Genomic DNA, 11,403 nt, shown 5'->3' on the forward strand with positions numbered 1-11,403 from the left:
TTTGATGCTCCTCCAACGGGAGCGACTTGATCTGTCGCCCCCACAAAGCCGGATTCAAGCGCTCTGCTCTTGCTTCAGCCGCTTGAGCAACGCATGGGCGGCCGCTTGCGATGAGGCCGGATTCTGGCCGGTGATCAGGTGCCCATCCTCCACCACATGACTCGCCCAGTCCGCGCCCTTGGAGTATTGCGCGCCTTTGGCCTTGAGCATGTCCTCCACCAAAAACGGCACCACTTGCGTCAGGCCCACCGCCTCTTCTTCGGAGTTGGTGAATCCGGTGACTTTTTTACCTTTCACCACAGGCTCGCCATCCGGTGCGTTGACATCCTTGAACACCCCAGGCGCATGGCAGACCGCGGCGATGGGTTTGTTCGATGCATAAAAGGCTTCGATGAGGGTCTTGGAGTCGGTGTCTTCGGCGAGATCCCACAGGGGGCCGTGGCCGCCAGGATAGAACACCGCATCGAAATCATAGGGGTCGACCTCGCCCAGGGGCACGGTATCGGCCAGTGCCGCTTGGGCGCTGGTATCCATGGCGAAGCGCCGCGTGGCGTCGGTCTGGGCTTGTTCCTCATCGCTCTTGGGGTCCAGAGGGGGCTGCCCGCCCTTCGGGGACGCCAGCGTCACCGCGGCGTTGGCGTCGATGAACACGTAATAAGGGGCCGCGAATTCTTCCAGCCAGAAACCGGTCTTCTTGCCGGTGTCGCCCAACTGATCATGAGATGTAAGCACCATCAAAATTTTCATGTACACCTTTCCTCCGATCGGTAATGGGCGAAATGCATCCGCCCTGCATTATTGTCAGAGGCTGCATCGTGGTAGACGTTCAAGTCGTTAGCGCCACGCCGCGATGCAAATGCACAGGCGTCATGCCCTGGCCGAAATGGCCGCCAGGCGCAGTTCCCTTGATGCGGCGTGATCCGCCTGTCGCCCCAGTTGCCAGCCCAGGTAACCCCACAGTAACGCGCAACACGCACCCACCATTGCCGCCACCCCTGCCCCTTGGCCCAGCTGGTCGAGCAGGCTCTTGGCCCAGCCGCTCATGGCGTCGCCGGCGCGATAGACCACGGTGTCGATGAAGTTCTTGGCCGTGTATTTACTTTCAGCATCCAGCGGTGCGAAGAGCATCTCCCGGCCCGGCCGCACGAATGCGTATTCGCCGATGCGTCGCACAATCATCAGGGTCGCCAGCAGCGCAAACCCAGGCGCCAGGGCCAGGCCCAGGAAGCCGATGCACATCAGCAACGGGACGATAGCCAGCAACGCGCGCACGCCAAGCCTCGGTGCGATTCTGCCGGTGATGAATAGCTGGGACAGCAACGCACCGGCCTGCACGATGATGTCGATGGTGCTGAAGATGCGAACTTGCGAGGCGCGGTCCGGATAGTGTTCGGCCACCAGACGCGCTTGCTCGAAATAGAGAAACGTACTGACCGTCGCCAACAACACCACGAAACCGGCGATGCCCAACAAGTAAGGCGAGCGAAGCACGGCAACCATCCCACTCAACGGATTGCCGGCCAACGGCTGTCGAGGGCTTTGCGTGGGCGCAGCACCGGGCCGCCCCGCCCCACCTTCTTCACGCCAGTTCATCAAGGTCCTTTTCAACACCAGCGTCGCACCGAGCAACACCGCCGCCAACAGCATCAAGCCTGACGCACCCACGATGTCGATAAGCAAAGCGCTCAGGGCCGGCCCCAACAGGCCGCCGACACTGGCGCCGGCGGCGATGAACGCGAACAAGCGCTTGGCCTGCTCGCTGTCGAACACATCCGCCATCAAACTCCAGGCCACCGACACGACGAACAGGTTGTAAACCGATATCCAGACATAAAACACCCGGGCCAGCCAGACGCTGTCCGGTTGGAATTGAAAGAACTCGACGAACATCAACAGGTTAATGCCGAAAAAGCCGTAGACCCAGTCGATCAGACGCAATCGCGGCACCCGGGAACTGAGCCAGGCGAACAGCGGAACGGCCGCGAGCATGACCAGGAAGGTCGCGGTAAACAGCCATTGCAAGTTCTCGACGCCTGCTGCAATGCCCATCGATTCGCGGATCGGACGCAGCATGAAGTAACCGGTAAACAGGCAAAGAAACAGCAGGAACCCGCACAGCGCCGGACGCAGCTCGCCGTCGCGGGCGTTGAGGGCGAGACTCAGCCGATGCAAGTAGGAAGTCGTACTCATGAAAACTCCAGAGGGAGGCGGCAGCAGGCTAGAGAGCAGGCGCGGGACGGACACTCGCGCCATGACCGGTTCAGCGATAGGTAACGCCGGTCAGACGTTCGGAGGCGGCCCAGAGCCGTTCGGCGTCCGCTTCGTTGGTCGCGGCTGGCGGTGTCTTGGCGAACCCCAGCGGGCCGCGTTTTTCCTCATCGCCCGTCGGGCCGTAGTAGGCACCGCCAACGGCCTGCTCGGCGGTGGCCCCGTAGAGCGTGGGCAGCGCACCTTGTGCCGCGGAATGGTACGCATCGCGGTCCTTCGCCCAGCGCTGGCCGAACACGCTATTGACGCCCGGGCCGCGGGCGATCAGTTCGGTGACGGCCACGCCGGGATGGGCGGCAATGCTGCGGATACCCCATTTTTGCGCGTCACTACGCCGTTGTAATTCGAACGACCACTGGAGCACAGCCAGTTTCGACTGGGCATAGGCTGCATAAGGGTCGTATTTCTCCTCGGACTGCAAGTCATCGAGATTCACCGCGCCGCGCGTGGCCGCGATGCTGGAAAGGCTTACCACTCGCGCGTCGTCGCTTTGGCGCAGAAGCGGAACCAGCAGGCCAGTCAGCGCGAAGTGCCCCAGGTAATTGGTCGCCAGCTGAAGCTCAAAGCCATCGGCGGAGGTGCCCCGCTCCGGCGGCGCCATGATGGCGGCGTTGTTGATCAGCACGTCGAGGCGCGGCAATCGCTGGTTGAGCCGCTCGGCCAGGCCGCGCACCGATGACAGGTTGGCCAGGTCGACGGGCTCGAACTGCAACTTGGCGTCGGGTACGGCCTGGCGGATACGCTTGATGGTCTCCGCGCCCCGCTCCGGGTTACGCGCCGCGATAATCACTTCGGCGCCGGCGCGCGCCAACGCCAGCGCATCTTCGTAGCCCATGCCGCTGGTGCCGCCGGTCACCAGCACGATCCGGCCCTTCTGGGAGGGCATGTCACGGGCCGACCAGTCGGGTTTCGGCGCGGCACGATCCGACGCTTCGAGACTCATCGCACTGAGGAGCGCGACGCCGGCCGTCAACGTACGGGCCAGCCTCATGAGCTTGCTGATGTTGTATGAAAAGCCAACGGCGGGGGTGATCGTTCTATTCCACATGATTGAGTTCCTTGATTGGGTGGCAACCGGCGCGACCGGGCTTACTGAATGGCGCAGGCGTCAGTCTGCTGAAGGAAACTGACGTGCCGGATCTGTCCTTGGGTGTCTACGTAGGTCATCTTTGCCCGCGCGACCTCGCATACGGCTGATTTCGGCTCCTCGATACGCAAGGCCTGGGCAACGTCCAACGGCATGCCGTACTCATAAGCCGGAATAGGGGTTTGCTCTTTGGCAAACAGAGGCGAACCGCTCAACGTGATCACTGCCAGCAGACTGGCGACCGACAAGGTTTGAATGTTCATGGTGGACTCCACTGTCCTGACCGGGATGGTGGTTGAACTTTAAGAGCGGGACGCTGACGTCAAGGTGACCGGTGCCTGTCAGGAACATGTCAAACGCCAATGCGATGGCGGTGCTTCAGTTGATGAAGATGCTGAATGTGCCGGCATCTTCGCGAGCAGGCTCGCTCCCACAGGGAGTTGTGTTGCCCTTGGGATTCAAGTCACCCGCAGATCCAATGTGGGAGCGAGCCTGCTCGCGATGGCGGTGCTTCAGTTGAGGAAGATGCTGAATGTGCCGGCATCTTCGCGAGCAGGCTCGCTCCCACAGGGGGGGTTGTATTGCCCTTGGGATTCAAGTCAGCCGCAAATCCAATGTGGGAGCGAGCCTGCTCGCGATGGCGGTGCTTCAGTTGATGAAGATGCTGAATGTGCCGGCGTCTTCGCGAGCAAGCTCGCACACAGGGGGTTGTATTGCCCTTGGGATTCAAGTCACCCGCAGATCCAATGTGGGAGCGAGCCTGCTCGCGATGGCGGTGCTTCAGTTGATGAAGATGCTGAATGTGCCGGCATCTTCGCGAGCAGGCTCGCTCCCACGGGGTTTGTGTCGCCCTTGGGATTCAAGTCACCCGCAGATCCAATGTGGGAGCGAGCTTGCTCGCGATGGCTGTATCACAGGCAACGGGGACTGAAGGCGGACTAACGCGCTGCCTGGCTTGTCAACGAGAACCCGAAGGTATTGAGCCCGTCCTTGCTGTGGGCGAACACGCGACCGCCGTGCATGGAGGCCACCGCCCGTACGATGGAAAGCCCCAAGCCATGATGCGCGTCACTGCGGGCCCGGGCGGCGTCGGCCCGGTAGAAGCGCTCGAACAAGCGTTGCAGATGAACGTTATCAATCGGCTCGCCAGCATTGGACACGCTCACCTCGGCCTGCATGCCATGGCTGACCAGGCTTACCGTGATCGTGCTGGTCGGTACCGCGTATCGCGCAGCATTCTGGATCAGGTTGGCCAGGGAACGGTGGAACAGACGTCGGTCGATGCACACCCGCATGTCGCCTTGAATCACCACGCTCAACTGCTTGTCGTGCAAGACCGGCTCCAGGTAGTCCACTGTCTTGGACGCCTCTTCATAGAGCGAGACATCGCTCAGCTCCGTGGCTCGCTGCCCGCTTTCGGCACCCGCCAGGAACAGCATGTCATTGACGATGGTGCCCATCCGCTCCAGCTCTTCGAGGTTCGATTGCAGCAGGTCTTGAAGCTCATTCACGTCCCGGCCGTGGGCCAGGGCGACCTGGGTCTGGCCGATCAAGTTGGTCAAGGGCGTGCGCAATTCGTGGGCGACATTGGCATTGAACCCTTCGAGCTGGCACCAGGCGGCCTCCTGGCGAGCCAGGGCGCCGTTGAACGACACCGCCAGCTCCTGCAATTCCCCAGGCAACGCCTCGGTGTCCAGCCGTTGCTTGGAATCCCCCGGCGGCAGGCTGTTGGCCTGGCGGCTCAGGCGCCGGACCGGTCCCAGGCCAAAACGCGCGATCCAATACCCCAGCAGCGCGACCAGCACGACACCCAACGCGGACGTTACGATCAACGTCTTGGTGAAATTATTCAGGGTCTTCATGAACGGCGTCGAATCGAGCCCCACGATAAAACGCACCTCCGGCCGGCTGCCCATGGCCGCGATGGTTTCGATCATCAGCACCATGGGGCGATCCCGGTCAGGGATGGCGACCGTGGAAAACCCATCCGGACGCTTTGACCAATCCTGGCCATCCGGCATCGCCCCGCCGTAGCTGTAGGCCGGGTTATCGACCAGGACCCAGTAACGCACGCGCTCATCGGTGGGTGTCAGGCCGTCGAGCTTCTGCCGCAGCCCCACCCAGAATTCCGGTGAGTCATATTTCGCGAGCACCGGATCGAGAACCGAATGCCGCAGGATCAGCTCGTTCTGCATCTGGTCTTCGAGCGATTGCTTCAAGGAACAGCGCAGCAGCGTTGCGCTGACCGCGGTGATAAGCATGACCGCGAGGGCAAACATCAGGGCGAGCCGCTTGGAGATCGATCCTTTCATCACACCATCCCAACGTGCCTGTCGTCCGCTTCACGACTTTCCAATACATAGCCCATTCCGCGCACGGTATGCAGCAATTTGCGTGGATATGGCGCATCCACCTTGGCGCGCACACGCTTGATCGCGACCTCCACCACGTTGGCATCGCTGTCGAAATTCATGTCCCAGACCTGCTCGGCAATCATCAATTTGGAAAGAATCTCCCCCTGGTGTCGCGCCAGCAGGCTCAACAGGCAGAACTCCTTTGCCGTGAGGTCCAGCCGCAAACCGGCCCGGGTGACCTTGCGGGCTTGCAGGTCGACCTCCAGGTCGTCGATGCGCAGATGCGTGGGATCGGCCGCGTCATCGGCGCGACGGCGGATCAACGCCTGGACGCGCGCCACCAGCTCGGCAAACGAAAAGGGCTTGCCCAAGTAGTCATCAGCGCCCTCGCGCAATCCCCGGACGCGATCATCCACCGTGCCCCTGGCCGACAACATGATCACCGGGGTTTTCTTGTGCAGGCGCAGGCCCTGCAACACGGCATAGCCGTCCTTGCCCGGCAACATGACATCGAGGATGACCACGTCGTACTCAAGCTCCAGGGCGTAGTGCAAGCCATCGATGCCGTTCGTCGCGACATCGACAATGTAGCCGAGCTCGCTCAAGCCGCGGTGGACATAGGAGGAGGTTTTTTCTTCGTCCTCGACGATCAGCAAGCGCATCTGGTGACTCCTCTACGAAAGCGGGGCAACCAGAAGAGTCTAGACGCAGAAGGTGTCCGGAGGCTGACGGCTTGCTGACATTCTTGTCAGAAAGCCCCCCCGCGAACCCAGACCCTACCAAAGCGCGACGTCATAAGTGACGTAGACACGGTTACTATCGCGTCCCCGTGAAAAGTCGGAGCGATAGACATAGTTACGCAATTTGACACCCAACCCCTTCAACTTACCTTGCTGCACGATGTAAGCGACTTCGGCGTCGCGCTCCCACTCGTTCACGACGCTATTGGATTTGCCATCGGCGCCACTGAGGTAGCGGCTGGAAAACGTCAGGCCGGGCACGCCTAGGCGAGCGAAATCGTAGCCGTAGCCGAGCATCCAGGTCTTTTCATCTTCCTCGATGAACTTGCCGATCCCAACGTTGCTGAAGGAATAGACCGTGGCGCCGCTGATGTATGGCAAGCCCCCTTCCCCGCTGAGCTTCTGGTAACCGGCACTGAACGTGTGGCCGAGGGCAACGTACGACAGCGAGCCGCTGAACATGTCATTGTCGACTTTACCGCCATGGGCCAAGCCCGAATCGGCACTGTTGAAGTAGCGCAGGTCGCTGGTGAGCACGCCGGGACCGAGCTGTAGGTCATGTTGGACACCGGCGAAGTTCTGCCGGTAGAAGTTTTCCAGTTCGCCATAGAAATAGCTCAAGCGAATGTTCTTTCCCAGCTTGTAGTCGGCGCCGGCATAAATGAAGTCGCCTGACTCGTTGCCACTGTAGCCGTCGGGCACGATCGGCATGCTGTCGCTTGAATCGCGCAGTTTGAATCGTTCCAGCCGCCCCCCCCGTCAGGGTGAGGTTGTCGATGTCGTTGCTGCTGACCTGCCCCCCCTGATAGGTCTGGGGCAGCAGCCTCGCGTCGTTGTAGATCAATACTGGGTTCTTGGGCAGCAGCGTGCCGTATTTGAACGTGGTTTTTGCCAGTCGGGCCTTGGCGGTCATCCCCGCGCTGGCGAACTCTTCTGCGGCACGACCGTCGTCATGGACCGGTAGCAAGCCAGTGCCGCTACGACCGCGCCCCGAATCAAGCCTGAATCCGAGCAGGCCCAGGGCATCGACGCCGAAACCGACCGTGCCTGACGTGTAGCCTGACTGATAATCCAACAGCAAGCCCTGAGCCCATTCGGTGCGCTCGCTTTTGGCGGTCCGCGCCGCTCGCGCACTCATGCCATGTTCATCGCGAAAGTTCTCGTTGAAGTAAACATTGCGCAACTGCAATTTGAGCTTGCTGTCGTCGACGATTCCCTCTGCACTGGCGTTGGCCAGCGGCAGCAGACCAAGAATCGGAAACAGAACCCCGCGAATCAGGTAAATACTCATGTCGAGTGTCTCGTTGTTGTTATTTGGCGCGCAGGCCGGCGCACTCCCCATGCGGGGAGCGTCAGGCAAGGACTAAAGGGTGTCGGGTGAATCAGGAGAACAGCGTCAGCGCCCCGGTCAGAAGCGCCAGCGCCGTTATTACGATTGAGGTGAGCACCGCCCATTTGATGGTGGCTTTCTGGAAATCGCCCAGGTCGCGATCGACCATGCCCACCAGCAACAAGGTCGAGGCCACCAATGGGCTCATCAGGTGCACCGGCTGACCGAGGATGGACGCCCGAGCTATTTCGACCGGGTGAATCCCGTAGGCGGCAGCGGCGTTAGCCAGGATAGGAACGACCCCAAAGTAATAGGCATCGTTGGACAATACGAACGTCAGCGGCATGCTGGTAATTGCCACCACCAGGGGGAACAAATGGCCCCAGGAAGGCGGAATCCAGTCGACCAGCGTTTGCGCCAGGGCATCGACCATTTTCGTTCCGGAGAAAATTCCGGCGAAGATACCCGCCGCGAACACCAGCAGGACCACAGTCATGGCGTTACCCGAGTGGGCGAGAATGCGCTCTTTCTGGATGTCCAGCTGCGGATAGTTGATCACCAGCGCCAGGACGAAACCGATCAGGAACAGGATCGCCGAGTGCATGAGGCCCATCACCAGCGCGACCATGACTGCGACGACCAACAGCAAATTGACATAGGCCAGTTTCGGACGCTTGTGCGGCGTGTCCTCCAGGATGGCCTTGATATAGCAATCGCCGCCTCCGCTCTGTAGTTGAATGTTGCCGATACGCTTGCGCTCGGCACGACCCAGCAGGAACGCGGTGAACACCACCCACATCGCGCCACCGATCATAGTCGGCAACAAAGGCACGAAGTACTCGCCGGCATCCAGGCCGAGTGCCGCGATGGCCCGGGTCGCCGGCCCGCCCCAAGGCGTCATGCCGCTCATGATGCTCAGCGAAAGCATCGCGACGGTCGCCAGGATCATCGGATTCATGCCGATGCGCTTGTACAGTGGCAGCATCGCGGCGCAGGTAATCATGTAGGTCGTCGTGCCGTCACCGTCCAGTGCAACGAGAAGCGACAGCAGTGCGGTGCCCACGGCGATTTTCATCGGGTCGCCATTGACCCGCTTGAGGATCTTGCGGATCAGCGGGTCGAACAGGCCCGCGTCGATCATCAGACCGAAAAAAAGAATCGCGAACAACAGCAGTGCCGCCGACGGTGCAACCATCTTCAGCCCATCCAGCATCATCTTGCCAGTGGTCCCACCGAAGCCGCCGATCACCGCGAAGACTATCGGCACGATCGTCAGGGCGACGATCGGCGACAGCCGTTTGGTCATTATCAGAAAGGTGAAGACCACCACCATGGCCAAGCCAAGTAAAGCGAGCATAAGTCAGTTCTCTTGTTGTTATGAGTCGCTGATGCAATGACAAAGTCTGCCCGGGTCATCCGGCCAGGCGCTGGGGAACCGTGGCGTAGACAAAACCTGAAAAAAGCCTGCGGGCGGTACGGACCACCGAGGCGCGGATGGTCTCACCCTTTTCGCCGGTGTAGGACAACACGACATCGATACCGCCACTGGGGTGCTCGATGCGCACCCGCTGAAGGCGTGGTTCGCTGACGCCGCCAAGCAGGTTGGCCGCGACACTGCCGTCGGTCACGCAGGCCGTCGCCAGCCCGATGGAACCGGTAATCGCCAAGGCGCGATGACAGCTATGCGGCATGAAGTAGCGCACCTGGATCGTCCCGCCGCACGTGGCCGTCGAGACCAGCACTGGCTTGGGAATCACTTTGTCGCTGACGTCGCCCAGGCCCATCGCCAGGCCGGCCTTCAAGCGCAAGGACTCCAAGCGCTGCAAGAACGCCGTATCGCCATCAAGCTCGGCGGGGCTTTCGTCGCCACGCTTGCCGAGCTGGCCGGCCTCGACAATCAGCATCGGCATGGCCATGTCGATGCAAGTCACCGGGATGCCATCGATCAAGTCGACGGATTGCCCCGTGGGGAAGAGTTTTCCGGTCTTGCTGCCGGCTGCGTCGAGAAAAGTCAGTTGCACTGGAGCGGCCGTGCCCGGCACACCGTCGATGGCAGTGTCGCCTTCGTAGCTGACCTTGCCCTGAGGTGTCTGGACCTCGGCATTGACGAAGGTTCCGGTATTGAGGTTGCGGATCCGCACGCGGGTCAGGTCGCCTGTGGGCTTGACCAGCCCTTGCTCAATTGCGAACGGGCCGACGGCACAGAGCATGTTGCCGCAGTTGGGTGCAGTGTCGACCCGGCGCTGGGAAACCATGACCTGGACAAACAGGTAATCCACGTCGGCTTCAGGGTGCAGCGATGGGCTGACGATCGCCACCTTGCTGGTTTGTGGACTACCACCCCCGATGCCGTCGATCTCCAGCTCATGGCCAGAACCCATCAGGTTGAGCAGCAACTCGTCACGTTCAGGAATCGTTGCCGGCAAATCCCAGGCGAGAAAAACCGGACCTTTGGAAGTGCCGCCGCGCATGAGTACACAAGGAATTCGTTGCATGACCACTAACTCTTGTTGATCAATCTGGATAATTGATGCTCTGTGCACAAGAGTGGCAGGGTTTAAAAAGTGTTTCCAATGCAAAGATCGGAGTTATTATTGCGTTTCACAAAAGAATTATTTTGGAGTTCTTTGGAACCTGGTAGCGAGAAAAATTGATGGAATATGAACTTCAGGACATTCGATCTTTCGTTAAGATCGCCGAACTTGGCAGTTTCCATGAAGCCGCCGATGCACTGCACCTATCCCAGCCCGCCCTTAGCCGACGGATGAAAAAGCTTGAGGAAGGATTAGGCACCGCCTTGCTCGACCGCACGACGCGAAAGGTCAGCCTGACCAGCGTTGGGCGCGATTTCCTGCCTAAGGCGCGGCGTTTGTTGGATGATTTTGACGATTCCATTCTCAATATCCGCGAGTTGGCCGAGCGGCAGATCGGCCGAGTCACCTTGGCCTGCATCCCGACGGCGGCGTTCTATTTTTTGCCCTCGGTGATCCGGCTTTATAACGAACGCTACCCGAAGATCCGCATACGCCTGCTCGATCTCAGTGCCAACGAAGGATTGGAGGCTGTACTGCGTGGCGAAGCTGACTTCGGCATCAACATGATGAGTGGCCAGCACCCGGACATCGAGTTCGTGCCCCTGGTCAACGAACCCTTTGTGCTGGCCTGCCGACGAGACCATGAGCTCGCTGGCCGCAGTGCGGTCACCTGGTCGGAGCTCAGCGACTATCGGCTGATCGGTGTCGGTCGCTTGAGTGGCAACCGCATGCTGCTTGACCACGCCTTGTCAGGCCTGAGCTGGCGTCCGCAGTGGTTCTACGAAGTGCAGCACCTGTCCACATCCTTGGGCTTGGTCGAGGCTGGCCTCGGCGTGTCGGCGATGCCCAGCCTGGCGATGCCGGCGGTCGATCATCCGACGCTGGTCAGCGTACCGCTGATCGAGCCGGTGGTGAATCGGTCGCTGGGCCTGGTTTATCGACGCGGTGCCTCCCTTTCCCCCGCTGCGGAAAAATTCGTCTCGATCCTGCTGGAGCAGTGGCCACAGTAGAGGCCAACCCTATGCACCGGCCAATCGATGCCATACTCGCTCACCACAACGCTTGGTCGAGAACAAGACGCCAGGACGCT

The 11,403-nt window shown here is 60.6% G+C and carries 9 protein-coding genes and 1 pseudogene; 1 reads left to right on the top strand and 9 read right to left on the bottom strand.

Annotated elements, in window-relative coordinates:
* Positions 1 to 54 precede the first annotated feature (54 nt).
* The 9 genes and pseudogenes from ACLK1G_RS02515 to ACLK1G_RS02555 form a co-directional block, all read right to left on the bottom strand.
* Positions 55 to 747 carry a type 1 glutamine amidotransferase domain-containing protein gene (locus tag ACLK1G_RS02515; RefSeq protein WP_420763970.1) on the bottom strand — a complete coding sequence of 231 codons (693 nt, stop codon included), beginning with the start codon at positions 745 to 747 and terminating at the stop codon, positions 55 to 57.
* 120 nt (positions 748 to 867) lie between these two features.
* The gene (locus ACLK1G_RS02520) at positions 868 to 2,190 is read right to left on the bottom strand and encodes an NTP/NDP exchange transporter (RefSeq protein ID WP_420763971.1); all 1,323 of its coding nucleotides are present in this window, start codon (positions 2,188 to 2,190) and stop codon (positions 868 to 870) included.
* A 70-nt stretch (positions 2,191 to 2,260) separates the two neighbouring features.
* Positions 2,261 to 3,316, bottom strand: a complete 1,056-nt coding sequence (locus ACLK1G_RS02525; RefSeq protein ID WP_420763972.1) for an SDR family oxidoreductase — start codon at positions 3,314 to 3,316, stop codon at positions 2,261 to 2,263.
* A 41-nt stretch (positions 3,317 to 3,357) separates the two neighbouring features.
* Entirely contained in the window at positions 3,358 to 3,618 is a 261-nt protein-coding gene (locus ACLK1G_RS02530; protein WP_420763973.1) for a DUF2790 domain-containing protein, read from the bottom strand.
* A 675-nt stretch (positions 3,619 to 4,293) separates the two neighbouring features.
* Positions 4,294 to 5,667 (bottom strand): heavy metal sensor histidine kinase, encoded by a 1,374-nt coding sequence (locus ACLK1G_RS02535; protein WP_420763974.1) that lies wholly within the window; start codon positions 5,665 to 5,667, stop codon positions 4,294 to 4,296.
* Complete coding sequence (locus ACLK1G_RS02540) at positions 5,667 to 6,371, bottom strand: heavy metal response regulator transcription factor (protein ID WP_420763975.1); 705 nt, start codon at positions 6,369 to 6,371, stop codon at positions 5,667 to 5,669. The genes ACLK1G_RS02535 and ACLK1G_RS02540 overlap by 1 nt, the downstream gene beginning before the upstream one ends.
* A 114-nt stretch (positions 6,372 to 6,485) precedes the next feature.
* A pseudogene (locus ACLK1G_RS02545) lies at positions 6,486 to 7,740 on the bottom strand (OprD family porin).
* 91 nt (positions 7,741 to 7,831) lie between these two features.
* Positions 7,832 to 9,136 carry a CitMHS family transporter gene (locus tag ACLK1G_RS02550; protein WP_420763976.1) on the bottom strand — a complete coding sequence of 435 codons (1,305 nt, stop codon included), beginning with the start codon at positions 9,134 to 9,136 and terminating at the stop codon, positions 7,832 to 7,834.
* A gap of 55 nt (positions 9,137 to 9,191) precedes the next feature.
* Positions 9,192 to 10,274 (bottom strand): 4-oxalomesaconate tautomerase, encoded by a 1,083-nt coding sequence (locus ACLK1G_RS02555; protein WP_420763977.1) that lies wholly within the window; start codon positions 10,272 to 10,274, stop codon positions 9,192 to 9,194.
* A gap of 158 nt (positions 10,275 to 10,432) precedes the next feature.
* On the opposite strand from ACLK1G_RS02555, the gene ACLK1G_RS02560 reads away from it, so the two are divergent.
* Positions 10,433 to 11,323 carry a LysR family transcriptional regulator gene (locus ACLK1G_RS02560; protein ID WP_039588554.1) on the top strand — a complete coding sequence of 297 codons (891 nt, stop codon included), beginning with the start codon at positions 10,433 to 10,435 and terminating at the stop codon, positions 11,321 to 11,323.
* Positions 11,324 to 11,403: the final 80 nt, after the last annotated feature.

This window comes from Pseudomonas algeriensis, from assembly GCF_048847255.1.
Classification (GTDB): Bacteria; Pseudomonadota; Gammaproteobacteria; order Pseudomonadales; family Pseudomonadaceae; genus Aquipseudomonas.